Annotated in this window: 21 protein-coding genes and 1 tRNA gene; 8 read left to right on the top strand and 14 right to left on the bottom strand. The window is 58.9% G+C overall.

The window, feature by feature from the left end:
- Positions 1-27: 27 nt before the first annotated feature.
- On the top strand, positions 28-1623 hold the full coding sequence (locus A8C75_RS07910) for an ABC transporter ATP-binding protein (RefSeq protein ID WP_067380410.1): 1596 nt from the start codon (positions 28-30) through the stop codon (positions 1621-1623).
- A gap of 168 nt (positions 1624-1791) precedes the next feature.
- Here the strand turns inward: A8C75_RS07910 and A8C75_RS07905 are convergent, their stop codons facing one another.
- The 4 genes from A8C75_RS07905 to nfuA all read right to left on the bottom strand — a co-directional run bounded on the left by A8C75_RS07905 (position 1792) and on the right by nfuA (position 7892).
- Positions 1792-3690 carry a SurA N-terminal domain-containing protein gene (locus A8C75_RS07905; RefSeq protein ID WP_067380407.1) on the bottom strand — a complete coding sequence of 633 codons (1899 nt, stop codon included), beginning with the start codon at positions 3688-3690 and terminating at the stop codon, positions 1792-1794.
- Positions 3691-4151: 461 nt separating this feature from the next.
- The gene (locus tag A8C75_RS07900) at positions 4152-4427 is read right to left on the bottom strand and encodes an HU family DNA-binding protein (protein WP_020679779.1); all 276 of its coding nucleotides are present in this window, start codon (positions 4425-4427) and stop codon (positions 4152-4154) included.
- Positions 4428-4563: 136 nt separating this feature from the next.
- On the bottom strand, positions 4564-6993 hold the full coding sequence (gene lon / locus A8C75_RS07895) for an endopeptidase La (RefSeq protein ID WP_067380404.1): 2430 nt from the start codon (positions 6991-6993) through the stop codon (positions 4564-4566).
- Positions 6994-7298: 305 nt separating this feature from the next.
- The gene (gene nfuA / locus A8C75_RS07890; protein WP_067380401.1) at positions 7299-7892 is read right to left on the bottom strand and encodes a Fe-S biogenesis protein NfuA; all 594 of its coding nucleotides are present in this window, start codon (positions 7890-7892) and stop codon (positions 7299-7301) included.
- 181 nt (positions 7893-8073) lie between these two features.
- Here nfuA and A8C75_RS07885 point away from each other — a divergent pair, with 181 nt between their 5' ends.
- Positions 8074-9402, top strand: a complete 1329-nt coding sequence (locus A8C75_RS07885) for an MATE family efflux transporter (RefSeq protein ID WP_067380398.1) — start codon at positions 8074-8076, stop codon at positions 9400-9402.
- A gap of 182 nt (positions 9403-9584) precedes the next feature.
- Positions 9585-10757 carry a cation:proton antiporter domain-containing protein gene (locus tag A8C75_RS07880; RefSeq protein ID WP_067380395.1) on the top strand — a complete coding sequence of 391 codons (1173 nt, stop codon included), beginning with the start codon at positions 9585-9587 and terminating at the stop codon, positions 10755-10757.
- A gap of 97 nt (positions 10758-10854) precedes the next feature.
- Here the strand turns inward: A8C75_RS07880 and mepK are convergent, their stop codons facing one another.
- Together mepK and A8C75_RS07870 are read right to left on the bottom strand one after the other, a co-directional pair.
- Positions 10855-11415: a peptidoglycan L,D-endopeptidase MepK gene (gene mepK, locus A8C75_RS07875; protein WP_067294925.1), complete on the bottom strand. Its 561-nt coding sequence runs from the start codon at positions 11413-11415 to the stop codon at positions 10855-10857.
- Positions 11416-11501: 86 nt separating this feature from the next.
- Positions 11502-12491, bottom strand: coding sequence for a glycosyl transferase family protein (locus A8C75_RS07870; protein WP_067380392.1), 990 nt, complete (start codon positions 12489-12491; stop codon positions 11502-11504).
- A gap of 75 nt (positions 12492-12566) precedes the next feature.
- On the opposite strand from A8C75_RS07870, the gene A8C75_RS07865 reads away from it, so the two are divergent.
- The 3 genes from A8C75_RS07865 (at position 12567) to A8C75_RS07855 (ending at position 15381) form a co-directional block, all read left to right on the top strand.
- Positions 12567-13331, top strand: coding sequence for an adenosylcobinamide-GDP ribazoletransferase (locus A8C75_RS07865; RefSeq protein ID WP_067380390.1), 765 nt, complete (start codon positions 12567-12569; stop codon positions 13329-13331).
- An 80-nt stretch (positions 13332-13411) separates the two neighbouring features.
- Positions 13412-14761, top strand: coding sequence for a 23S rRNA (uracil(1939)-C(5))-methyltransferase RlmD (gene rlmD / locus A8C75_RS07860; protein ID WP_084783854.1), 1350 nt, complete (start codon positions 13412-13414; stop codon positions 14759-14761).
- Complete coding sequence (locus A8C75_RS07855) at positions 14758-15381, top strand: pseudouridine synthase (RefSeq protein WP_067380387.1); 624 nt, start codon at positions 14758-14760, stop codon at positions 15379-15381. Before rlmD ends, A8C75_RS07855 begins: the two co-directional genes overlap by 4 nt.
- A gap of 7 nt (positions 15382-15388) precedes the next feature.
- On the opposite strand, the gene A8C75_RS07850 is transcribed toward A8C75_RS07855, so the two are convergent.
- From A8C75_RS07850 to dapA, 3 genes are all read right to left on the bottom strand, one after another.
- Positions 15389-16339 carry a 2-hydroxyacid dehydrogenase gene (locus tag A8C75_RS07850; RefSeq protein ID WP_067380384.1) on the bottom strand — a complete coding sequence of 317 codons (951 nt, stop codon included), beginning with the start codon at positions 16337-16339 and terminating at the stop codon, positions 15389-15391.
- 145 nt (positions 16340-16484) lie between these two features.
- Positions 16485-17876 (bottom strand): outer membrane protein assembly factor BamC, encoded by a 1392-nt coding sequence (bamC, locus tag A8C75_RS07845; RefSeq protein ID WP_067380380.1) that lies wholly within the window; start codon positions 17874-17876, stop codon positions 16485-16487.
- 7 nt (positions 17877-17883) lie between these two features.
- Positions 17884-18765, bottom strand: a complete 882-nt coding sequence (dapA, locus tag A8C75_RS07840) for a 4-hydroxy-tetrahydrodipicolinate synthase (RefSeq protein ID WP_067380378.1) — start codon at positions 18763-18765, stop codon at positions 17884-17886.
- 179 nt (positions 18766-18944) lie between these two features.
- On the opposite strand from dapA, the gene A8C75_RS07835 reads away from it, so the two are divergent.
- A complete protein-coding gene (locus A8C75_RS07835; RefSeq protein WP_067380375.1) occupies positions 18945-19412 on the top strand; it encodes a peroxiredoxin in 468 nt (155 codons plus the stop codon).
- A gap of 66 nt (positions 19413-19478) precedes the next feature.
- Here A8C75_RS07835 and A8C75_RS07830 read toward each other — a convergent pair whose 3' ends face one another.
- Both A8C75_RS07830 and A8C75_RS07825 read right to left on the bottom strand, forming a co-directional pair.
- Complete coding sequence (locus A8C75_RS07830) at positions 19479-20570, bottom strand: AI-2E family transporter (protein ID WP_067380373.1); 1092 nt, start codon at positions 20568-20570, stop codon at positions 19479-19481.
- A gap of 16 nt (positions 20571-20586) precedes the next feature.
- Positions 20587-20823, bottom strand: coding sequence for a sulfurtransferase TusA family protein (locus tag A8C75_RS07825; RefSeq protein ID WP_067380370.1), 237 nt, complete (start codon positions 20821-20823; stop codon positions 20587-20589).
- Positions 20824-20913: 90 nt separating this feature from the next.
- Here A8C75_RS07825 and A8C75_RS07820 point away from each other — a divergent pair, with 90 nt between their 5' ends.
- Positions 20914-22356 carry a M48 family metalloprotease gene (locus A8C75_RS07820; protein WP_067380367.1) on the top strand — a complete coding sequence of 481 codons (1443 nt, stop codon included), beginning with the start codon at positions 20914-20916 and terminating at the stop codon, positions 22354-22356.
- 146 nt (positions 22357-22502) lie between these two features.
- On the opposite strand, the gene nadA is transcribed toward A8C75_RS07820, so the two are convergent.
- From nadA to queC, 3 genes are all read right to left on the bottom strand, one after another.
- Positions 22503-23555 carry a quinolinate synthase NadA gene (nadA, locus tag A8C75_RS07815; RefSeq protein WP_067380363.1) on the bottom strand — a complete coding sequence of 351 codons (1053 nt, stop codon included), beginning with the start codon at positions 23553-23555 and terminating at the stop codon, positions 22503-22505.
- Positions 23556-23826: 271 nt separating this feature from the next.
- Positions 23827-23902: transfer RNA gene (locus tag A8C75_RS07810), tRNA-Lys, on the bottom strand.
- A 55-nt stretch (positions 23903-23957) separates the two neighbouring features.
- Complete coding sequence (gene queC / locus A8C75_RS07805; protein ID WP_067380360.1) at positions 23958-24650, bottom strand: 7-cyano-7-deazaguanine synthase QueC; 693 nt, start codon at positions 24648-24650, stop codon at positions 23958-23960.
- Positions 24651-24702 lie beyond the last annotated feature (52 nt).

Here is a 24702-nt window from a genome sequence, read left to right as displayed (position 1 = left end):
CCTGCCCAGCCCGCGGAGAACGCGGCCATGAACGAGACCCTGGTCGAGGTCAGTCATCTTTCGGTCCGCTTCGAGCAGGATGGCCAGGCCATCAATGCCGTGCGTGACATCAGCTTTAACATCCCCCGCGGCCAGACCCTGGCCCTGGTGGGGGAATCGGGTTCCGGCAAATCCGTCACGGCCCTGTCCATACTGCGCCTGCTACCCTACCCGCGCGCCAGCCATCCCAGTGGCCGCATCCGCTACCAGGGCGAAGACCTGCTGCAGACCGACGAGCCGCGGCTGCGACAGATTCGCGGCGACCGTATCGGGGTCATCTTTCAGGAGCCCATGACCTCTCTCAACCCGCTGCACACACTGGAAAAGCAGATCGGCGAAACCCTGCTGCTGCACAAGGGCCTGAGCGGCATGCAGGCACGGCGGCGCATCCTGGAACTGCTGACCCTGGTGGGCCTGCCGGATCCGGCATCACGCCTTGGCAGCTACCCCCACGAACTCTCCGGCGGCCAGCGCCAGCGCGTCATGATTGCCATGGCGCTGGCCAATGAACCGGAACTGCTGATCGCCGACGAGCCCACCACGGCGCTCGATGTCACCATTCAGGAACAGATTCTGGAGCTGCTCGCCCGCCTGCAGCAGCAACTCGGCATGGCCATCCTGCTGATCACCCACGACCTCAACATAGTGCGCCGCCATGCGCACCGCGTCTGTGTCATGTACCAGGGTGAAATTGTCGAGCAAGCCAGCACCCAGGCGCTGTTCGCCGCCCCCGAACATGCCTACACCCGCCGCCTGCTCGACGCCGAGCCCTCGGGCACACCTGCTGAGCCACCCACAGAGCCGCAGGACATCATCAGCACCGACAACCTGCGGATCTGGTTCCCTGTAAAGAAAGGGCTACTGCAGCGCGTTACAGAACACATCAAGGCCGTGGATGGTGTATCGCTGCAGCTGTCCCGCGGTCAGACCCTGGGGGTTGTCGGCGAGTCCGGCAGCGGCAAAACCACCCTGGGCCTGGCCATACTGCGACTGATCCGCAGCGAGGGCGATATTATTCTTGAGGGCAAGAGCATCCAGGGACTGGCGCAAAAGCAGATAAAGCCACTGCGTCGCCAGCTGCAGGTCGTCTTCCAGGACCCCTATGGCAGCCTGAGTCCGCGCATGCCGATCAGCGATATCATCAATGAAGGCCTCGAAGTCCATGGTATTGGCGATGGCGCGGCGGCCCGCGAGCAGCTGATTATCGATGTTCTGCAGGAGGTTGGGCTGGACCCTGCAAGCCGGCACCGCTATCCCCACGAATTCTCCGGCGGCCAGCGCCAGCGTGTCGCTATCGCCCGTGCACTGGTACTCAAACCCAGGCTGATCATTCTGGATGAACCGACGTCTGCGCTCGATCGCACGGTGCAAAAACAGATTGTGGAGCTGCTGCGCGAACTGCAGCGACGTCATCGACTGAGCTACATCTTTATCAGCCACGACCTGGCCGTGGTACGTGCCCTCAGCCACCAGCTGCTGGTCATGAAACAGGGCAAGGTGGTCGAACAGGGCCCTGCTGCACGCATCTTCGAACAGCCCGCCCACGAATACACCCGCCAGCTGCTCAAGGCGGCCTTTCGCTGAGACGACGGCTTGCGGCCAGAGCCCTATTACGCTTTACAGAAAATTATCCCTAAAACCAAAAAGCCACCGGGGCGATAACCCCGGTGGCTTTTTGGCAGTGGCAGACAGGCTCTTACCTGGACTCTGCCTGCAACTGAGAAACAGGCGCCTGCGGTACAGGCGCCCGGCTCAGTTTTTCTCGATCTCGGCTGCACCTTTAAGCGTACGCACCAGATCCTGATAGTCCTGCTGACCCTGACGACCCGCCAGATATGCGCGCATGGCCTTGAGTTCATCGGCCGATACTGCATCATCCAGGTCCGGCACCGTTACTGCCTTGAGCGCCACGATAGCCCGACCGCCGTTATTCAGCTCCACCGAGGCATAGCTGCTAGTGTCGGCCTGCGGCTGCGGCATGCGAAACAGCTCGGCACGCACTTCAGTGGCCAGCTCCTGGCTGGCACGACTTACATCGACAAGCTCGGTCAGCGTCTGATTCTGAGCCGCAGCCAGTTCGGCCATATCCGCCCCCTGCTTCAGCTGCTGCAGCAGCTCGCCCGCCAGAGCATCGATACGCGCCGCAGCTTTCTCGTCCAGCAGCTCCTGACGGATCACATCGGCCACCTCATCCTGCGTCTGCTGACGCGGGCGCAGATGTTCCTGCACGCGAATAACGACGCTACGACCGGCATCCAGTTCGATGGGCGCACTGTTAACGCCATCATTGATCAGCTCAGTAGAAAAAGCCGCCGCCAGCACCCGTGGATTGGCGCTGATGGCATCGCTGCCGCCAGTGCGACCAAAGGGCTCAGTGGTCTGAATGTCCAGCTGCAGCTCCTCGGCAGGCTCTTCCAGGTTACCGGATGAGAAGGTGACGTCAGCGAGGCGCTCCAGCTGCTCAACATAGCGACTTTCGCCCTTCTGCGTCAGAATCTGCTCGCGCAGGTCGGCCTTCATTTCATCAAGGGACGGTGCTTCTGTCTGGACTATCTTGCCCAGCTTGATCAGGTGATAGCCAAACTCGGTGCGTACCGGCGCTGACACCTCACCTTCGTCCTTCATGGCAAAGAGCGCATCTTCAAAAGGACCAACAAACATGCCCCGGGCGTTCAGCCCCAGGTCACCACCGCTGGCCGCGGAGCCTGGATCGTCGGAATTGGCCTGCGCCAAAGCCGCGAAATCAGCACCTTCATCCAGCTGCTTTTTCAGCGCCTGGGCTTTGGCTTCGGCGGCCGAGGCGTCCTGATCATCAGACACTTCAATCAGGATATGGGCCGCTTCACGCTCTTCATCAGAACTGAAGCTCCCCAGCACCTGCTGATACTGCCCCTGCAGCTCGGCATCAGTGACCTCGATGTCACCCAGCAGACTCGCCTTGTCCAGCAGCAGATAGCGGATGCTGACCTGCTCTTCGGTCTGATACAGGTCGCGCCGGGCTTCATAGCGCGCAGCTATATCGGCATCGCTCACCTCAATCTGCGCCCTGACAGGCGCGGCCGGCACTTCAAACCAGGCCATGTCACGGGTCTGACGGTCCAGCGCCAGCAGGTTCTTCAGCTGGTTGTCGGTGACAAAAGCAGACAACTGATAGCCGGACTTCTCCTGCTCGATCAGGGTTTCCCTGCGCAGGTAGTCCCTATAGGTCAGCGGCGTCAGCCCGACATTGCGCAATACGGCCTCGAACTGGTCCCGATTAAAGGTGCCATCGAGCTGAAAGTCACCGGTGCTGACGATCATCTGATCAAGCATCTGCGGTGAAATCGCCATGCCCTGGTCATTGGCAGACTGCACCAGCACTGCATCATCAATCAGGCGATCCAGCACCATGGTACGAATCAGATTGTCATCCAGCGCGGCGGGGTCAGCATTTGCACCCATCTGAGCCAGCAGCTGGCGACGCTGCAACTCGACGGCACGAAACAGCTCCTGATCACCGATCTCTTCACCGTTAACGGTCGCCGGCGCCTTGGTACCTGTTGTCAGACTGACGAGCGACTCCACACCGAACAGGGCGAAGGTCACAACGATCAGACCCACGATTACTTTAGCAACGATACTTTGGGAATTGTCCCTGATGGACTGCAACATGCTGAATCCAAAAATTCAAATGTACGAGATTAAAAAAAAAGCGCATTCAAATCGAATACGCCTTTTTTGTATTAGTTGGTACAAAAACGCATTTTGTATTTCTGCACCAAAACCGGACCAGCGACTGTTCAAAAAACAACCGCTTGTTCCCCTGCGTATCCCGCAATGAAGAATCTGACTGATCGGTATTTAACCATTCAAATTCTGCATACGTACGATGAAGACTCAATTAATGCACTAAATCTCACACCGTTAAAATACTTCAGCAAAAAAGGTGACAATATTTACACCTGATTGCGCTAGAAACAGTACTGAACAAATAACTTACCGCTTCAGTATCCGGGCTGCAGAAAATGGCGCAGGACAACCCGAAGCATTTTCCAGCGGAGTTCCAGCCAGCTCACAACCCTGCCTGCGCAGAGCTTTCGCCATTGCCGGAGCCCGCCTTCGCGATCAAATCCTTACTTGTTTACCGCGTCTTTCAGAGCCTTGCCCGGCTTGAAAGTCGGCAGAGTCGCTGCAGCAATTTCGATCGGCTGACCGGTTTGCGGGTTGCGACCGGTGCGCGCTGCGCGCTCTTTGACACCGAAGGTACCAAATCCAACCAGAGCGACAGAGTCACCTTTTTGCAGAGCGCCAGAGATGCTTTCCAGAGCAGAGTCCAATGCACGGCCAGCAGCTGCTTTCGGAATGTCAGCAGAAGCTGCAATAGCATCAATCAGTTCAGACTTATTCACGATGTTCCCCTTGAATCCAATTCGTTATGTTCTTGTGTACCGTAGTCCATGCCCAGCAAGACGATCAGGCACTTTATACCAACTGGCAGAAACGGCTGTCAAGCAGACGCCACGCGGTTTCTGCCGATGTTGCCGATTAATGAGTCTTTATCTGTCCAGACTCATCCTTCACCGTTTTTTTATCTGAAGCCACCGGCTCCTTCAGATCATCTTCACGCGGTTTGGGCTGGTATTTGAGTGCAATATCCAGTACGTCGTCAATCCATTTAACGGCTTTTATTTCCAGATCCGCCTTAATGTTATCCGGTATTTCCTTCAAATCACGCTCATTTTCCTGCGGAATGATCACCGTGCGAATGCCACCACGGTGCGCCGCCAGCAGTTTTTCCTTGAGCCCGCCAATCGGCAGAACCTGCCCGCGCAGCGTGATTTCACCGGTCATGGCAACGTCCGCCCGCACCGGTATTCCGGTCAGTACCGACACCAGCGCGGTGCACATGCCAACGCCCGCACTGGGGCCATCCTTGGGTGTGGCGCCTTCCGGAACATGGATGTGGATATCGCTCTTTTCGTGGAAGTCCGCCGCAATACCCAGACTTTGGGCGCGGCTTCGCACCACGGTCAGCGCCGCCTGAATGGACTCTTTCATCACATCGCCCAGACAGCCGGTCGTCACCTGACGCCCCTTGCCAGCCACAACAGCCGCCTCAATGCTGAGAATTTCGCCACCCACCTGAGTCCAGGCCAGACCGGTCACATGACCCACCTGATCCTCTTCCTCGGCGATGCCAAAGCTGTGCCTGCGCACACCACTGTAGTGTTCCAGCTCGTCGCCACCAATGACCCGCTTCTCGCCCTTGAACTGCCCCAGGGACAGTTCCTTGACCAGCTTGCGGCAGATCTTGGCGATCTCGCGCTCCAGGCCTCGCACGCCGGCTTCGCGAGTATAGTAGCGAATCAGGTGTTTGATGGCTTCATCGCAAATTTCAATTTCGGATGTCTTGAGACCATTTTGTGCCAGCTGCTTGCTCACCAGATACTTGCGAGCGATGTTGAGCTTTTCATCCTCGGTGTAACCCGGAATGCGGATGATTTCCATGCGGTCCAGCAGCGGCCCTGGAATATTCATCGAGTTGGAGGTGCAGACGAACATTACATCGGACAGATCAAAGTCCACTTCCATGTAATGGTCGTTGAAGGTGCTGTTCTGCTCCGGATCCAGCACTTCCAGCAACGCCGACGCCGGATCTCCGCGCTGATCCATGCCCATTTTGTCGACTTCATCCAGCAGGAACAGCGGGTTCTTGACGCCCACCTTGCACATTTTCTGAATCAGCTTGCCCGGCATGGAACCGATGTAGGTGCGGCGGTGACCGCGAATCTCGGCTTCGTCACGCACACCACCCAGGGCCATGCGCACGTACTCACGGTTGGTGGCCCGCGCGATGGAACGCCCCAAGGACGTCTTGCCGACACCCGGAGGGCCGACCAGACACAGTATTGGCCCCTTGAGCTTGCGCACGCGCTTCTGCACAGCCAGGTACTCAAGAATGCGATCCTTCACTTCCGCCAGACCGTAGTGATCCTCGTTGAGAATCTTCTCGGCCCGTCTCATGTCGTGCCGCACCTTGGAGCGCTTGGCCCAGGGAACCTGCAGCATCCAGTCAATATAGCCGCGCACAACGGTGGCCTCGGCCGACATCGGCGACATCATCTTGAGCTTGTTATACTCGCCCAGCGTCTTGTCGTAGGCCTCTTTGGGCATGCCCGCGCCATCGATACGGCGCTTGAGCTCATCCATATCATTGGTGCCGGACTCATCCAGATCACCGAGTTCTTTCTGAATGGCCTTCATCTGCTCATTCAGGTAGTACTCGCGCTGGCTCTTCTCCATCTGCTTCTTGACCCGGCCACGGATGCGTTTTTCCACTTCGACCAGATCAATTTCCGACTCCATCAGCGCCATCAGATGCTCGAGACGCTTGTGGTTATCCAGCATTTCGAGAATGTGCTGTTTCTCATCCAGCTTGAGCGACATGTGCGCCGCTATAGTATCGGCCAGACGACCAATATCATCGATATTCTGCAGCGATGTCAGCACTTCGGTCGGGATCTTCTTGTTGACCTGAATAAACCGCTCGAACTGATCCAGCGCCGTGCGCTTGTAGATTTCAGCTTCGGCAGGATCGGTATCTTCGACCTTGAGCACCGAAACCCGGGCGGTAAAGCTGTCGTCTGTCTGGTGAAAGCTTTCAATATTGGCGCGGTAATCACCCTCCACCAGCACCTTGATGGTGCCATCCGGCAATTTGAGCATCTGCAGCACGGATGCAACGGTGCCGACCTCGAATAGCCCTTCGGCCACGGGCTCATCATCAGATGCATTTTTCTGTGCAACCAGCAATATTTCCTTGTTGCTGCTCATGGCCGCTTCGAGGGCCTGAATCGACTTTTCACGACCAACAAACAGCGGAATGACCATGTGCGGATAGACAACGACGTCTCGCAGCGGCAATACCGGAAGCTCGATGGTTACAGCATCCTCTTTTGCTTCAATCTGATCCATGTGGATGATGCCTCTTTGCAGAGCATCCGCCCCGAGCGCTGACGGATGCGAGAACCTTGGAAATAATGGTAATACCAATCAATGGGGCTGGAGCATGGAAATACAAGCAATACTCTGAAAAAAACCGCATATCAGTGGCCTTGAGTCGACCCCTGGCCGCCAAACCCGCGTGCTACGGAACACAACCCCGCTTGCTGCAGCACAGCACAAAGGGACAGACTCCGTTATAGCAGCAAGTCTAGGGACAGGACAACGGCCAAAAAAAACGGGGCCCTGACATGCAGGGCCCCGTTCCGGATGGCAGCTTACTTGTAGTAGGCTTTGTCGGTCTTGCTGTGATCGGTTTCGTCACGCACGGCGATCAGGCCCGGTACACGCTCAAGCAGCGTTTTCTCGACGCCGTCCTTGAGGGTCATGTCCACAGCGCTGCAGCCCTGGCAGCCACCGCCAAACTTGAGTACGGCGATATGGCCGTTTTCTTCTTCCACCAGCTCAACCAGCTTGACCTCGCCACCGTGGCTGGCCAGTCCCGGGTTCACATCGGAATACAGAATATAGTTGATCTGCTCTTCCATCGGGCTGTCGGCGGACACCTTGGGCACCTTGGCGTTAGGCGCCTTGATGGTCAGCTGCCCCCCCATGCGATCTTCGGCGAAATCGATCATGGCTTCTTCAAGGTACGGCAGGCTGTTGCGTTCCAGATAGAAGCGGAGCAGCGTCAGCTCCAGCAGCTCGTCATCCGCGATCACCTCGTCAGGACGGCAATACGCCAGACAGGTTTCAGCATAAGGCGTGCCCGGCTGGGTTACGAACATCCGTACGGACATGCCTTCAGCGTCCTGCTTTGCCAGCAGATCAGCCAGATATTTTTCAGCACTTTCGGTAACCGTGATATTCATGGGAATTACTGGACTCCTACTTCACAAACTGACAGGTGATAGCCTAATAAATCGAAGGATACACGCAATCTAATTCCGAGTAAATTGATCAGCTATTATGACCATCCCCCACCGCGGGCATAAGTCTGCTAGAATTGCCGCCTCTTTTTTCACCGCCCATACAGCCCGCAAACCACGCCCGATGAGCCAACCGCAACGTGTACGCACCATTCTGACACTGGGTCTGCCCATCATCGGCGGCATGCTGTCGCAAAGCCTGCTGAACCTGGTGGACGCCGCCATGGTCGGCCGTCTCGGGGAAACTGCGCTGGCGGGCGTTGGCATTGCCGGCTACGCCAACTTTATTGCCCTCAGCTGTATTATAGGCCTGTCCTCTGCGGTGCAGTCCCTGGTGGCGCGGCGCCATGGCGAAGGCCGCCGCGCCGAGATGGCCCGTCCGGTCAATGCAGGCATTATTCTGGCGCTGACCATAGCCCTGCCCCTGAGCCTGCTGTTTGCCACCTTCTCCGACAGCCTGCTTGGCCTTATGAGCCGCGACAGCGCGGTACTGGCCATCGCCAACGACTATTTCGACTACCGCATCCTTGCCATGAGCGCCGTGGGCATTAACTTCTCCCTGCGCGGTTGGTGGAACGGCACCTACAGACCCATGGTGCATCTGCGCCTGTTGCTGGTCATGCACCTGTTTAATGTCATTCTGAGCTACGGCCTTATTTTCGGCGCCCTCGGCCTGCCGACTCTGGGCGCAGCAGGCGCGGGCCTGGGGACCTGCATTGCACTCATAATTGGCTGCCTGCTGAACGCAGCACTGGTGTGGCGTGATGCCAGAAAACACGGCTTCCTGCGCGCCAAACGTGACCGCCGTGCACTCGCCACCGTGCTGAGCCTGTCGCTACCCCATTCGCTGCAGCAACTGCTGTTCGCCATCGCCATCGCCGTGCTGTTCTGGATCATCGGCCAGATTGGCACCCAGGAGCAGGCCATCGCCCATGTCCTGATCAATCTGGCGCTGTTCCTGATCCTGCCAGGCGTTGGCCTTGGCATGGCGTCCACCTCCCTGGTCAGCCACGCTCTGGGGCGCAACCAACCGAGTGAAGCGCAGCAATGGGGCTGGGATGTCATCAAGACGGCACTGGCGATTATCTGCCTGCTCAGTCTGCCGATGTGGCTGGCACCCGAACATATCCTCGCCCTCTTCATCACGGACCCGCAGCTTGTCGACCAGGCACGACTGCCGCTGCAGATCACAGGGCTCGCTATCTGCCTGGATGCCGCCAGCCTGGTACTGACCCAGGCACTTCTGGGTGCCGGCGCGCATCGACTGGTAATGATGGTCTCGGTGGGAGGGCAGTGGCTGTTCTATCTGCCATTGGCATGGCTGTTCGGCCCTCATCTGGGCTTCGGCCTGACCGGCATCTGGCTGGTCCAACTGGTCCATCGCAGCCTGTCGTCACTGGTCTTTATCGGCATCTGGCGACGGCGTCACTGGGCCCACATAAAGCTCGGCTAGTTTGATACACTGAACCCAGGCCAAAGCAGCCTTGCGATCGTCACAGCGCGACTATCTGCCGCGAGAGTCAGGGTATCGCCGACTGTTCAAGGTTACAGCAATACAGCAGCGGCTCTATTCTCTCAGGACCAACTGGCCACCCAGAATCACTGGCTCGCGGCGCAGCATCACAGGACCCCCATATGGCGGAACAGAGCCTCGTATTCTCATTTTTCCTGATATTCACCGGCGCCGCGATTCTCGCCACCCTGGCCCTCTATACCCGCCAACCGCTGCTGGTTGCCTACATAGTGCTTGGCGCTCTGCTCGGGCCCTACGGCCTCAGCCTGGTAACCGATACAGCCCTGCTGGCAGACATCTCCCATATCGGCATCATTTTTCTGCTCTTCCTTTTAGGGCTCGACATGCAACCGAGCCATCTGTTGCACATGCTGAAAAAAGCGACCCTGGTGGCAATTGCCAGCTCGCTGATCTTCATGGCCACTGGCTATGGCGCCAGCCTGCTGTTCGGCTTTAGTCAGATCGAAGCGCTGATTATAGGCGCGGCACTGATGTTTTCCAGCACCATCATCGGTATCAAGCTGCTGCCCACCACCGTCTTGCACCATCGCCATACGGGCGAGCTGGTCGTCGGCCTGCTGCTGTTGCAAGACGTTATTGCCATTCTGGTATTGCTGTTGCTTTACAGCGGCAATAACGAGGAGCAGAGCGGCGCCCTGGCCTTTCTGAAAACCCTCGCAGCCCTGCCATTGATGACCGCCGGGGCCTTCCTGTTCGTACGCTACGTGCTGCTGCGCCTGCTGCAAAGCTTTGACCGCTTCCACGAATATATCTTTCTGCTCGCCCTGGGCTGGTGCCTGGGGATGGCGGAACTCGCCCAGGCCATAGGCCTCTCGGCCGAGATGGGCGCCTTTGTCGCCGGCGTCACCCTGGCCACCAGCCCCATCTCCCAGTACATCGCCACCAGCCTGAAACCGCTGCGTGATTTTTTCCTTATTCTGTTCTTCTTCTCCATCGGCGCCAGTTTCAATCTCGCCCTGGTCGATGCCATTCTAGTGCCCTCCCTGGTCATGACCGCGCTGGTGCTGGCACTCAAGCCCGTGGTCTTTCGCTTCCTGCTGATTCGCATCAGCGAAAGCAAGAAACTGGCCTGGGAGATCGGCTTTCGTCTGGGTCAAATCAGCGAATTCTCGCTGCTAATCGCCTATCTGGCCACCAGTGCAGCCCTGATTGGCCAGGAAGCCTCCCATGTGATTCAGGCCACCACCATCCTGACCTTCCTGTTCTCCAGCTACCTGGTGATCTTCAACTTTCCCTCCCCCATCGCCATATCGGACCGGCTGCGCAAGGACTGAAACCCTACCACGGCCATTTTCGCCGCCAAACGCAAAAGCCGCCTTCCGTGCAGGAAGGCGGCTTTTTGCAGCAACCGCGGTACAGCTATGTCAGTACTCAGCCCCAGTGACGTACGGGCCCGACATCCACATGCAGAAAGTTGCTGCGCGAATAAAACCCCACACCGCCGGCCTTCATTTTCAGCGCCATGCGCTGCACATCCCGCAGCGCAATGCCCGGCACACGGATATCAATCGCCTTGCCCTGCATATGGTAGCTTTTTTTGGCAACGCCCTGGCCCTGCTTGCGCAGCTTCTCGTTGGTTTCGGGCGAACGGTAACCGGAGATCACCTGAAACTCCTTGTGCAGGCCGACATCGCGCTGCAGCAGGTAGAGCAGATCGAACAGCTGGCGATCCATCTGGATCGAGGTGCCGGTACGGTGGTCTCGCAGCAGATGATCCACCTCCTGCAGTACCTGGGGCATGTAATGACCGTCGGCCCAGTAGACCGCGGTCATTTTCTCACCGGTGTGCATATTGTTCAGGGTGAGCTTGCGTTCAAGCCCGGGATTCTTGATCAGCGGTGCACCTATAGCACCCGAGCCTGCCAGCCCTGCCGCGGTACCGGCCAGAGTCTTGATAAAAGTGCGACGATTCTGAAGGATTCTATGGGGCATGATTCAGCAACAGTTGGTTGAAATATTTACAGCCATTATCCACAAATAGCATCAGCTGTATATTTTTTACACGATTAATTGAGTTTCTAGTACGCATCTTTGGTGCGCGCGCGCCACAGTTCCCGCGCCTGGCGTACCGCCTCTTCAGGCTCAGATACACGCCCGAGCAGCTTCAGCACCGCCGCCAGGGTATTGATAACAGCGCCCTCGCCGTACTCATGCTCCAGCTCGCCACGCCACAATTGCAGCAGCTCCCGCGGCTGCAGACTTTCGTCGCGAACCACGCGCTGGCCCAGCAATCTTGGCCATTGCTGGGTGTGCATTTCCCCGCCAAGGATCCACTGCAGTTCGCTTTCAGAATCAGGCTTGAGCTCGGCCTCGCCGCCATCCCCCTTAACCGTTACGCTATTGCGCATCCCCAGCAGCATGCTCGTTTTCTGATGCATGGGGCCGTAGGGCGGATGAAAGACGCCGTCGATAACGCGCTCCGCCCCCAGCGGATTGAGCAACCGGCACAGCGTATGGACCGGCGAGCGCAGCCCCAGCACCGAGCGCAGTTGAATAATGTCACCCAACTGCGGTGCCAGCGCATCAATGGACATAAAGGCAAAGTTGCGCCCATCCAGCTCAGCCGCGACCTCCGCCCAGTCATTACAGGAGGGCAGGCCGAACAGGTCGAGCATGTCTTCGGTGTAAAGCCGCCCCGGCATATGGCCGCGCGCGCCGTGCATGAACACCCGTACGCCGGATTGAGCCAGCGCCAGGGACGCCAGCAGGAACCAGGGCAGGCGCCGCTTCTTGCCGGCATAGCTGGACCAGTCGAGATCGACCTGCAGATCCTGCGGTGCCTCTAGCCGCTCCCGCACCGCAGTGACAAAACCGCACAACTCTTCCGGCGCCTCTTCCTTCACCCGCAGCAGCATCAGGAAGGCCCCGAGCTGCTCGGGCCGCACCTTCCCATCGAGAATCATCCCCATAGCATCACGGGCTTCTTCGGTGGTCAGCGAGCGCGAGCCCTTCTTGCCCTTGCCGAGAATACGGACATAGACTGCAAACGGATGTTCCTGACTGCTCATAGATCTGATGCCTCTTTTGCTCTAGAGTGTGGCCGCGTCATATATACCCAAGCGCAGGCCTGAATGCGAGTCCGAATGAACGCTTTAACCCGGGAACTACATCTTTTTTTTAACGCCCTGACTTTTTTCACCCGCATCCCGGCACCCGCCTGGGTAAAGTTCGGCGCCGATGAGCTCAATCACGCCAGCCGTTACTTCCCACTGGTGGGCCTGATCGTTGGACTTGTCGCGGCAGCGCTTTACGCAATATTTGCGCTGCTGTTTCCGACGACCATCGCCGTACTGCTCAGTACCGGCTGCATCCTGCTGCTGACCGGTGGCTTTCATGAAGACGGCCTGGCAGATCTGTGCGATGGTTTTGGCGGCGGCTGGACTCCGCAGCAAACGCTGGACATCATGAAAGACTCAAGGCTTGGCAGCTACGGCGCCCTGGGCCTGATAGTAGTGCTGGGCCTGAAGTTCGCCAGCCTGATCAGTGTCAGCGATATACTGATTGCCCTGATCGCAGGTCACACCCTCAGCCGTTTCGTTGCCGTCAGTCTGATCCACACCGATCGCTATGTACAGCTCGACCAGCTCAGCAAGGTACGCCCGCTGGCAAGCAATACGAGCCGAGCCGAACTACTGATTGCCGCCATCCCGGCACTGGCCTGCCTGCTTATGCTGCCAGTCTACAGCGCAGTTGCCGTCATAGCCGCGCTGCTGCTGATACGACTCTATCTTTGCCGCCTGTTCAGACACAGGCTCGGCGGCTATACCGGCGATTGCCTGGGCGCGACCCAGCAGCTGGCGGAGGTCGCGGTCTATCTGGTGCTGTGCCTGCCTCTAGGCCTGCTCTGAGACCCAGCATAAGCCACGCCACGTTTTCACCCCGGGCCATAGACTGCTAGAATGCGCGCCATTCACTAGCGAGAGTTGTCATGAGCCGCAGCAAACCGATCCGTTTTGGGGGCCCCGCCCGCAAGAGTGCCAGCCGCAGTCCACAAACCCTGGACATTGAAGGCCTGAGCCATGAAGGCCGTGGGGTTGCGCGCCTTGAGGGCAAGACCGTATTTGTGACCGGCGCCCTGCCCGGCGAACAGGTAAAGGCGCGCATCGACAACGACCGCAACCGCTACGCCGAAGCCCAGACCCTGGAAGTACTGAGCGCCAGCCCTGATCGCTGCGACCCCGGCTGCCAGCATTACGGCCAGTGTGGCGGCTGCGACCTGCAGCACCTGCGCCACGACCAGCAAATCCGCTTCAAGCAGGACCAGGCGCTGGACCAGCTCAAGCGCATTGGCAACCTGGTACCTGAACAGATCGAGACACCCCTGGTCTCGCAGCCCTGGCACTATCGTCGCAGCGCCCGCGTCGGCATCAACCAGCTGCAGCGTAACGGCGAGCCCCTGATCGGCTTTCGCCGCCGCGCCAGCAACAAGCTGCTGCAGATCGAGCAGTGCAACGTGCTTGATGTACGCGCCCAGGATCTGTTCCGCGGACTGCGCGATACCCTCAGGGGGCTGGACGACCTGAAATCCATCACCCACGCCCAGGTTCAGTATGGTGACAGCCGGGGCGCCCTGACCCTGCGCACCAAGAAGCCACTGCGTGCCGATACTCAGGCACGCCTGCAGCCCCTGGCCCAACAGTTCGACCTGCAGCTCTACCTTGAAGACGCACAGGGTACTCAGTACGCCGGCAAGGACGCCGAGCAGCCGCTGACCTATAGCCTGCCGGCATTCAAGCTGGAACTGGGATTTGCCCCCGGCGACTTCCTGCAGGTGAACCCGGATCTGAACCGCCAAATGGTGTCCCGCGCGATCGAATGGCTCGATCCGCAGCCCCAGGACCGCGTGCTGGATCTGTTCTGCGGCCTTGGCAACTTTACCCTGCCCCTGGCGACGCGCTGTGGCGAAGTCATAGGCATAGAAGGCAGCGAAGCCATGGCCGAGCGGGCAACCCTCAATGCAAAGGCCAACGGCATCGAGAACGCCACCTTCTTTCGCAACGACCTCAGCCAGGACTTCCGCCATCAGAAATGGTATCGCACAGGCTTTGACCTGATCCTGCTGGACCCCCCGCGTACCGGTGCCCGCGAAGCCATACTGCAGCTGATCGGCTACAAGGCCAAACGCATCCTGTATGTCTCATGTAATCCGGCCATGCTGGCCCGGGACGGCGCCGAACTGGCCCAGGCCGGTTATCGCCTGAGCCGCTTCTGTGCCATGGACATGTTCCCCCATACCGCCCACGTCGAGGCACTGGCGCTGTTTGAGCTGACCCCATGAACTACAGCCTGACCTGGGCTGACGCAGAGCTGGTGGTGGTGGTCAAACCCGCCGGCCTGCTGTCGGTGCCGGGCCGCGGCCCGGACAAGCAGGACTGCCTCTGGCATCGGGTACAGGCGGATTTCCCCACCGCCCGCATCGTGCATCGGCTCGATTGCGCCACGTCCGGCCTCATGGTGCTGGCGCTCAATGCCGCCAGCCACCGCGAGCTGAGCCGTCAGTTTCAGATGCGTGAAACTCGCAAGCGCTATCAGGCACTGGTGGCCGGCCGCCCTACCGAGAACAGCGGCGTGATGGATTGGCCATTGCGCTGTCACTGGGAGCGTCGCCCGCTGCAGATCGTCGACCCTGTTGAGGGCAAGTCCGCCCGCACCGAATGGTGGCTACTGGAGACTGATGGGATCCAGAGTCGCATTCAGCTGCACCCCATTACCGGTCGCTCGCACCAGCTGCGGGTGCATCTGCACACCCTGGGACACCCCATTCTGGGGGACAACTTCTACGCTCCGCCCGAGATCATTGCCCGGGCGCCACGCCTGATGCTGCACGCCGAGCAGCTCGGCTTGCAGCATCCGGTCAGCGGTGAGGCGCTGGACTTTGAGGCACCGGTACCCTTTTAGCCGGGCGTCAGCAAACGGCCCGCAGCGCCTCCCCGCGCTTGAAGGCCTGCACCGTGTCCAGCGTCTGGCCGATGATGCGCTGCCGGGCTTCGCGGCTGCCCCAGGCATTGTGCGGCGTCACGATCAGGTTGGGGATACCACTGTCCAGCAGCGGATTACCCTCCCTGGGCGGCTCCACGCTGAGCACATCGGTGGCCGCCCCCGCGATCTCCCCAGTGCGCAGGGCTTCTGCCAGCGCCGCCTCATCAACGATGCCCCCGCGGGCCACATTGATCAGCAACGCCGAGTTTTTCATGCGTCTGAAGGCCGCGGCATCAAGCAGGTTGCGAGTATGTTCGGTCAGCGGACAGTGCAGCGTCAGCACATCCACCTGGGGCAAAAGTTCATCCAGCGGCGCACGACCCGCTTCAGCGGGCCCACCCGGGCGCTGTGCGATCATGACCTTCATGCCAAACGCCTCGGCAATGCGCCCGACACCCTGGCCCAGATTGCCATAACCAACAATGCCCAGCGTCTTGCCAGCGAGCTCTGCGATGGGAAAATCCAGAAAGCAGAACTGCCCGGCCTGCTGCCAGCGCCCGGTCTGCACTGCCTGGTGGTAATCCAGCAGGCGCGTACTGAGCGCCAGCAGCAGCGCGAAGACGTGCTGAATCACGGAATCATTGCCGTAGGCGCGACAATTCGACACCTGAATACCCAGGCGCTGCGCCGCCTCAAGGTCCACATTGTTGGTGCCCGTCGCAACCACGCAAATCAGCTTGAGTCTTGGCGCCTGCTGCAGCGCTGCTGCATCAAGGCGCACCTTGTTGACCAGCACCACCTCGGCATCCCGAATGCGCGCTGCCACCTCTGCAGGCGCTGTAGCCATGTGAGTTTCGAAGCTATCAAACTCAGCCGCCAGCGCGGCCAGGTCGATGTCTTCCAGGCTTTCGAGATCAAGAAACACTGCCTTTTCCATAGAATCCCACTCCTGTTCTTAAATGCACTCTTTGGCTCAGATACGACAAAGGGGCCGCAGCCCCTTTGTCGTTAATCGGTCATCAATTATCGCTCAGGCTTAGGCCTGAGTCGTCACCGAGAGCGCCCCCTGAAGGCACCAAGATTCAGCCTGCGGGCAGGTGATCCTTGACGCTCCACAGAATTTCTTCTGCTACCAGAGCGGGCGCCGCTATGCCTTCAGCCGTGTTGACACTCAAATAGCTGCCGCTGCGTGTACGGTTCATGCGCAGCTGATAGCGGCCCACGAATTCATAGTTGCCGGTTTCACGGTTCAGACCACCATCCTTGCCATCATCACCAAAGACATAGATGACCTTGCCGGCAAACCAGATTTTGTAGCCTTCACGGTTGGCCAGGTTGTCGGGATCCGCCAGATCGCTCTGATCCACCACGCCCTCAACCAGACGGTCGGTCGTCTTGGCGCTGTAGCTGATACCATTATCGGCATCGGTCTCGCCAAGGCCCAGGGTGCGCTCAAGCAAGCCGGTATCAAACTTGATATCGTCACGCTCGCCGTGCAGCCACTCGAAGAAACCAGCCTTTTTGGGATCGTCCACCGGCGTTGTGGTGGTATAGGTCAGATAGAAAATGCCGCGCTCCTGATCCCGCGTACCTACGTCCAGCTCCGCCGCCGTAAGTGCACCATCAATCAGTTTCCAGGCATTATCAATCGGGGTTTCGATCTTCAGCGTCGGATTACCACGCGAATCACGCCCCAGCAGCGGGCGCCCCGTCTCGCGTTGCTGCAGTGCCAGCAGGCTCTGGGCGCTGGAGTCGGCCGTGGCCTTGCTGAGATAGCGCAGCATGTCGAACATCATGTCGCTCTTGTAGCCGACATCGCTGGCCTGAGCACTCCAGTCGATAGAATCGACCTGCTGACTGAACGGAAACGCCACATGATCGATACGGATGGAGGTACGGGCGTAGTTTTCCGGATCCGGTTTCAGGCTGATGCGCAGCTTGTTGCGGGTATCGGTTTCGATGTCCTGGAAAGACAGCTTCTTGATCCAGCGGTCGGCAAAACTGTATTCCTTGCCATCGACACGAATCCAGCCGGATTCCATCTGCCCCTGGCGCGGATCGGACTTGGCCAGTTCGATGCCATTGAAACGCCAGAAATCCTGCAGTTTGAGCCAGACATCGGCGATGGGCTCATCGACGACGATAATTTTTTCGTCACCCAGGCGTGACAGGTTCACACGCTCGGAGCCGGTGTCGGCATAGAAGAACTCAGGCCGTGGCACCTTGAAATCATTCTGGCGCAGGGTCGCGGTATCACCCACCACCGGCACCACCAGCTGTTCGTTCAGCTCACGGGTCTGCAGATGCGGCGGAATCTCCAACCGTGCCTGCGCCTGGGCGGCTTCGTAATCCTGGGAGCGGTTGCGTACCAGACCCTCTTCACCGTACAGCGGGTTGCTGGACAGGTAGCTGCAACCTGACAGCCCCGCGACGGCAACCAGTAGCGCACCGGTCAGCGTTTGACTCTTCATCATGATGGGTTCAGCCCTGAATGATGCCGCTCTCGCGCAGCGCATTGCGAACGATCGGCTGACAGCTCTCGGCCAGCAGCGTCAGTGGTAAACGAATACCGGGACCAATCAGACCCATTTCGTACAGGGCCCATTTCACCGGAATCGGGTTGGACTCTACAAACAACTGAGTGTTCAGTGGCATCAGCTTTTTCTGCATCGCACGGGCGCCATCGGCATCGCCAGCCAGTGCCAGACGGCACAGCTCGGCCATCTCGGCCGGCGCCACATTGGCGGTCACCGAGATATTGCCATGACCACCGGCCAGAATCAGCTCGACCGCCGTGGCATCGTCACCGGAGTAGATCGCAAAATCCTTGGGCGCACGGGCCACCAGATCACGGGCACGCTCGACGCTGCCGGTCGCATCCTTGATACCGATAATGTTATCGATCTCGGCCAGACGCAGTGTAGTGTCGTTGCTCATGTCACAGGCGGTACGGCCCGGCACGTTGTAGAGAATCTGTGGCACGGCCACGGCCTCAGCGACGGCCTTGAAGTGCTGGTACAGACCTTCCTGGGTCGGCTTGTTGTAATACGGCGTTACCAACAAACATGCCGCAGCACCCAGTTCCGCCGCACGGCGCGTCAGGGAGATGGCCTCACGGGTGGAGTTGGCACCGGTGCCAGCAATCACCGGCAGGCGCCCGGCGACCCGCTTGATGATGTACTTGATCACCTGGCAATGCTCGTCACAGTCCAGGGTTGCGGACTCGCCGCTGGTCCCGACGGCCACGATCGAATCGGTGCCGTTATCCAGATGCAGGTCGATAACCTTGTCCAGAGCGTCCCAGTCGACATCTCCGTTGATCTGCATCGGCGTAACGAGCGCAACAATACTGCCAGTAATCATTACTTTCTCCATCTGACAAATTCGGGTCTATGGTACTGTGCGCACCAGACTCGTACAACGAGACCGGATTCCCCCAGAGGCTCAGCCACCGGTGGGTTTGATCTCGCAGAAAGGCCCAGTATTCTATACGATTTACACGCCCGAAGCGTACCCGTTTTTTGACCCATAAAGGAATCCCCATGAGCCAAGTATCACTTGACCTGCCCGTACCGGACTTCAGCGCCCAGGCCACCAGCGGCCTGACCGTCGACTCCAGCACCCTGCGCGGTCGCAACCTGGTGATCTATTTCTACCCCAAGGACAGCACTCCCGGCTGCACCACCGAAGGCCAGAACTTTCGCGATCTGTATGCTGAATTTCAGGCACTGGATACCGATATTTTCGGCGTGTCGCGCGACGGCCTGCGTGCCCATGAGAACTTCAAGGCCAAACAGTCATTTCCGTTCGAGCTGATCAGCGACAGTGATGAAAGCCTGTGCGGCCTGTTTGACGTTATCAAGCTCAAGAAACTCTACGGCAAAGAGCACATGGGCATTGAGCGCAGCACCTTTGTGATCGACAAGACCGGCACGCTGCGCCACGAATGGCGCAAGGTTAAAGTCGCCGGCCACGCCGACGCCGTGCTCGAGGCCGTCAAGGCGCTCTGATTCACAGACGCGGGCTGCCCGACAGGGCGCCCGCGCAGGCGCCCTGTCCCAGCCAGGACTGCTTCTCTAAGGCTGTGGCTGACCATCACCGGGCAGCGTCGCCACCTGATTCTGACTGCCCGGCCAGGCATTCAGAATAGCCTTCACCAGCGTCGCCAGCGGAATGGCGAAGAACACGCCCCAGAAACCCCACAAACTGCCAAATATCAGCACCGCGACTATGATCGACACCGGGTGCAGATTCACCGCTTCCGAAAACAGCAGCGGCACCAGCACGTTGCCATCCAGCGCCTGAATGATGCCGTAGGCCACCATCAGCCACATGAACTCAGGGCCCCAGCCAAACTGGAAGAAGCCAATCAGCGCTACCGGCAGGGTCACCAGTGCGGCACCTATATAGGGCACCAGCACCGAGAAGCCGACAATAATGCCCAGCAGCGCCGCGTAATTCACCCCAAGAAACGCCAGCGCCACAAAAGTCACAGTGCCAACGATAAGGATTTCCAGCGCCTTGCCACGAATGTAGTTGGCGATCTGATCATCCATTTCGCGCCACACCTTGGTCATCATGTAACGGCGCTCCGGCAGGAATGACGCCCACCAACCCACCAGCTTGCGACCATCCTTGAGAAAGAAAAACACCAGGATAGGCACCAGCACCACGTAAATCAGCAGCGCCACCAGATTACCCAGGGAGTTGAGCGAGAAGGTCAGCACCCACTGTCCGGCCTGGCTGAGCTCAGTGGTCGCCAGCTGGATCAGCTCACGCACCTGGGACTCGGAAATAAAGTCGGGGTATTTCTGCGGTAACAGCAACAACAACGACTGCACATGGGACACCATGCGCGGCAACTCGTTAAACAGGGTGACGAGCTGCTTCCAGGCCAGCGGCATGACAAACAACAGCAACGCCAGAAAGAAACCGACAAAGGCCGCAAACACCAACACCACCGCCGGCAGATGACTCAGCCCTCGGGAGACCAGCCAGTCCACCGAGCCCTGCATCAGAAACGCCAGCACTATGCCGGCAAACACCGGCGCCAGCGGCTGCCCCAGGGTAATAATGACCGTCAGGCCCACCGCCAGCAGCACAAACAGCAACAGGGCCTCTTCGTCAGAGAAATACCGATCAATCCATTTACCGAAAATCTTGCGCATATAGAATCTCTGCAGGCTAGGAGCGCCGGATAATGTAAATGTAACGCTCGTCCTCGGTGAACGATTGCAACAGCTCATGGTCACACTGATCGGTGTATGCCTTGAAGTCCCGCACCGATCCCGCATCGGTCGCAATGACCTTTAACACAGCACCGCTTTGCAGCCGGTTCAGTGCCTGCTTGGCCTTGAGCAACGGCAGCGGGCAATTCAGCCCACTGGCATCAAGTACCTGATCGAATTCACCGCTTACCATGATTACCCCTCTTGCCGGGTCGCTTGGGAAGCTGGATATTAGCATAAAGCTCTGTACGATAATCGTCAGCGATTGATGATAAGGAAACCCATGCTAGCGCCCAAAAAACTGCCCCCTCTGCTGCTGGGGCTACTGCTGTCCCTGCCGCCGCTAACCCAGGCTGCGCAGAACCTGCCAACCATCGGCGACACCTCTTCATCCATCGTTTCACTGTCGCAGGAGGCACGCCTGGGCGACACCTGGGGACGGATGCTGCGCGGGCGCGCCAAGCTGCTCGAAGACCCTGTCGTCTACAGCTATCTGGAAGACCTGCTGTGGAAGCTGGCCGCCAACAGCGCACTGCAACAGCCGCAGCTTGAGCTGATCACCGTCGACAACCCGACACTCAACGCCTTTGCAGTGCCAGGCGGCATCGTCGGCGTGCATGGCGGCCTGCTGCTGTCGGCCGAGGCGGAAGACGAACTCGCTTCCGTGCTGGCGCACGAACTGGCGCATCTCAGCCAACGCCATTTTGCCCAGCAACTGGAAGAAGAGCGCCGCAATCGCCCCTTCATGATGGCTGCAGTGCTGGGCAGCATCCTGGTCGCTGCGGCCGACGCCCAGGCGGGCGCCGCAGCGCTGAGCTCAACCCTGGGTGCCAGCGAGCTGGCACGACTCTCATTCAGCCGCCAGAACGAGCAGGAAGCCGATCGCCTTGGCATGGCCACACTGGCAGCATCCGACATAGACCCCGGCGCCATGCCGCGCATGTTTGAGCGCATGCAACGTTCGATGCGCTTTTACGGCGACCGTCCACCTGAGTTTCTGCTCACCCACCCGGTGACCCAGTCCCGCATCGCCGACTCCCTCAACCGCGCCGCCCAGCTGCCGATGCCGAGTACGCAGCGTCAGAGCCCCGAATTTGATATCGCCCGCACCCGCCTGCAGGTGCATTACGCCGACCGCCCGGGCGCCATCCTGGCCAGTTTCGAAGCGGCGGCACAGAACAGCGGCAGCAGCCGCGACTACTACGGCATGGCAATGGCCGCGAGCGCTAACGGCGATCACGCCAAAGCCCTCAAGGCACTCGACAGCCTGGATAGTAGCTGGCAACAGCATCTTTATGTGCGCATCAGCCGCGCCGAAATCCTGCACGCAGCCAAGCGCGACAGTGAAGCCGAGCAGATCCTCAGCGAACTGAATCAGCTCTATCCCAACAACCTGCCGGTGCAGAAAACCTACGCCCGCCTGCTGCAGGACATGGAGCAGCCCGCCCGGGCTGCCCAGCTGTACGAGTCGCTGCTCAGGCGCCACCCCAACGATATCGACAGCCGCTTCAACCTCGCCGAGACCTATGGCCTGGAACAGCAGATTCTGCGCGTACACGAAGCCCGCATTGAATATTTTCTGCGCACGGCAGACGTCGACAAGGCGCTACGCCAGGTGGATTTTGCCTTGAAGGAAAAGATGCTGTCCGAGTCAGACCGCGCGCGACTGCAAGCCTACAAGACGGATGCCGAGCAGCTGCGTGAAAACCTGAAAATGGATTTTTGATACCAAGGAAAGGCAGACACTAAAAATCCCGGCGGGCGCCGGGATCAGAGAAAGTGCCGAACCACCCTGAGGGGACAGTTTCTGGCCTATAGCTTGCCTGTGAAAGGGGTGACAGGCGACCGGGGCGCAGGCCCCGGCAAAACGCTCTACCCCTTGAGCGCAGCGGAGAAATCCAGCATGCGCTGCAGCGGTCGGCGCGCCGCAGCAATCAGAGATGCATCGACCAGCACTTCATCACGACCCTCTTCCAGCGCCGTCACCATATTCTCAAGACCGTTCAGCGCCATCCAGGGACAGTGCGCACAGCTGCGACAGGTCGCGCCACTGCCGCCGGTCGGCGCTTCGATAAACACCTTGTCCGGTGCTGCCTGCTGCATCTTGTAGAAGATACCGCGGTCGGTCGCCACTATCAGCTCACGGTTTGGCAGCTCGGCTGCCGCCTTGATCAGCTGGGAGGTTGACCCCACCGCATCAGCCAGCTCGATCACTGACGCCGGCGATTCCGGGTGCACCAGAATGGCGGCATCGGGGTACACCTGCTTCAGATCCAGCAGCCCCTTGGCCTTGAACTCTTCGTGCACGATGCAGGCGCCATCCCACATCAGCATTTCGATGCCCGTCTGCTTCTGTACATAGGCGCCCAAATGCTTGTCCGGCGCCCAGATAATTTTCTTGCCCTGATCCGCCAGATGCTCAACCACATCCAGCGCAATGCTGGAGGTCACGACCCAGTCGGCCCGCGCCTTGACCGCAGCGGAGGTGTTGGCATACACCACAACCTCGTAGTCCGGATGCGCATCACAGAAGGCGGTGAACTCAGGCGCTGGACAACCAATATCCAGCGAACAGGTCGCCTCAAGGGTCGGCATAAGAATGCGCTTTTCCGGGCTCAGGATCTTCGCCGTTTCACCCATGAAACGCACACCGGCTACCAGCAGCGTGGTTTCCGGGCGGGCATTGCCAAAGCGCGCCATTTCCAGCGAGTCAGCGACACAGCCGCCGGTTTCTTCGGCCAGCTCCTGGATAATCGCTTCGGTATAATAGTGCGCCACCAGGCAGGCATTCTTTTCTTTCAGCAATGCCTTGATACGCGCTTTATAGCGCTCGACATCCGCCCGACTCATGTCGTCCGGCAGATGTTCTTTGGCTAAGTGCTCCTGCACCAGGATGCGCTCGGAGATGTCCTGCTTGCTCAACATAGGCGTCATGTCAGTCTGTCAAAATTGGGGCAACAAACCCGATGTGAATTTCGAGGCGCAGAATAATACCACAGTTCTGCGCCAGCGGTCGCCGTCACTGTCTTTGACCCGATTACCTATTCATTGTGCCGAGCTTGCGCGACTGCAAGCCCTGACACACTGATAACGGCCAAAATATACGCGAACGCGCCCAACTGACATAAAACCAACGCGCACAAAGCAAACCGACAAAAAAAGAGGGAGCAACAAGTGCTCCCTCTTTTTTCGAATGTGGTGGGTCGTATAGGATTCGAACCTATGACCAATTGGTTAAAAGCCAACTGCTCTACCAACTGAGCTAACGACCCGATGGGCTGCGCATTCTAAAGACTTTCAGCGTCGATGCAACCCCTGAACCCACTTTTATGCCTGATAGCGGGTCGGATCCTCAACACCGGCATCGGCAAAGCCTTTGGCACGCAAACGGCAGCTGTCACAGACGCCACAGGCCCGCCCCTGATCATCGGCCTGATAGCAGGACACCGTCAAACCGTAGTCCAGCCCCAGCCGCTGACCTTCGACAATGATATCCGACTTGGTCAGACTCATCAGCGGTGTCTCGATACGAAATGGCTGACCGCTGACACCCGCCTTGGTGGCGAGGTTGGCCATGGATTCAAAAGCCGCGATGAACTCCGGCCGGCAGTCGGGGTAACCGGAGTAATCCACCGCGTTCACGCCGATAAACAACGCCCTGGCACCCAGCACTTCAGCCCAGCCCAGCGCCAGGGAGAGAAACACCGTATTGCGCGCCGGCACATAGGTCACCGGAATCTCACCCTCAGCGTCCTGCTCCGGCACATCGATCGAATGATCGGTCAGCGCGGAGCCGCCAAAGTCCTCCAGATGCAAACGAACAACCTTGTGCTTGTGCGCGCTTACACCCAGAGCACTGACAACAGCACGGGCGGCATTCAGTTCGGTCTGCGAACGCTGACCATAGTCAAAACTCAGCACATGGCAGTCGTAACCCTGATCGAGCGCCATCGCCAGCACTGTGGCCGAATCAAGACCGCCGGACAGCAACACCACGGCTTTGGGGGAGGATTGAGTCATCAAAACAGCTTCCGCTTTAAAAATGTGAGCAATACAACAAATAACTGAGCCC

The organism is Marinobacterium aestuarii (genome assembly GCF_001651805.1).
Lineage (GTDB): Bacteria > Pseudomonadota > Gammaproteobacteria > Pseudomonadales > Balneatricaceae > Marinobacterium_A > Marinobacterium_A aestuarii.
The sequence above is the reverse complement of the archived record's forward strand: the minus strand, read 5'-3'. Positions and strand labels throughout refer to the sequence as shown.